This is a genomic window from Kitasatospora nipponensis (assembly GCF_039528135.1).
Taxonomy (GTDB): Bacteria; Actinomycetota; Actinomycetes; order Streptomycetales; family Streptomycetaceae; genus Kitasatospora; species Kitasatospora nipponensis.
On sequence record NZ_BAAALF010001196.1, the window covers coordinates 1 to 509 of the forward strand.

Annotated in this window: 1 protein-coding gene; it reads right to left on the minus strand. The window is 67.4% G+C overall.

The genetic code is table 11. From position 1 onward, the window contains the following. A partial coding sequence (locus tag ABD323_RS45630) for an NPCBM/NEW2 domain-containing protein (protein ID WP_344447802.1) occupies positions 1–509 on the minus strand: 509 nt, incomplete at both ends.

The following is a 509-nucleotide window of genomic DNA, read 5'->3' on the forward strand; positions in this document are numbered from 1 at the left end:
CCGTTCAGCGCGTACGTGATCGCGCCGTTGGCGTGCGTGCCAAGGCCCTTGGGGTAAGCCGTGCCGTTGAGCGTGATCGGCTTGGAGTCGACGCTCCGGTCCTTCTGGACCGTGCCGAAGTCGCTCCGGGCGCTGCTCCAGGTGAGATCGCTCAGGTCGACAGTCTGCTCGTTCCCGCCGGCGGTGCCGACGGTCGCGGTCACGGACGCACCGACGGCCACCGGAACGGTCACGTAGGACACCGTCTTGCCGTACAGCGTCTTGGTCTGCGGCGTCTGCGCGACCCCGTTCACGGTGATCGTGGCGGGGGTGCCGTAGAACTCGGCCTCCCAACTCACGGTGCCACCCGAGTTGTTGGTCAACGTGGAGGCCGTCGTGCCGGTGTGCTTCAGCTTCAGGTCGTTGTCGCCGACCTTGAGGTGGTCGAGCTCGACCCACGGCGTCTCGGAGGTCAGCCGCGAGATGGTGGACACCTTGTGGTGCGGGGCGTCCGGCTGCACGCCCATCAT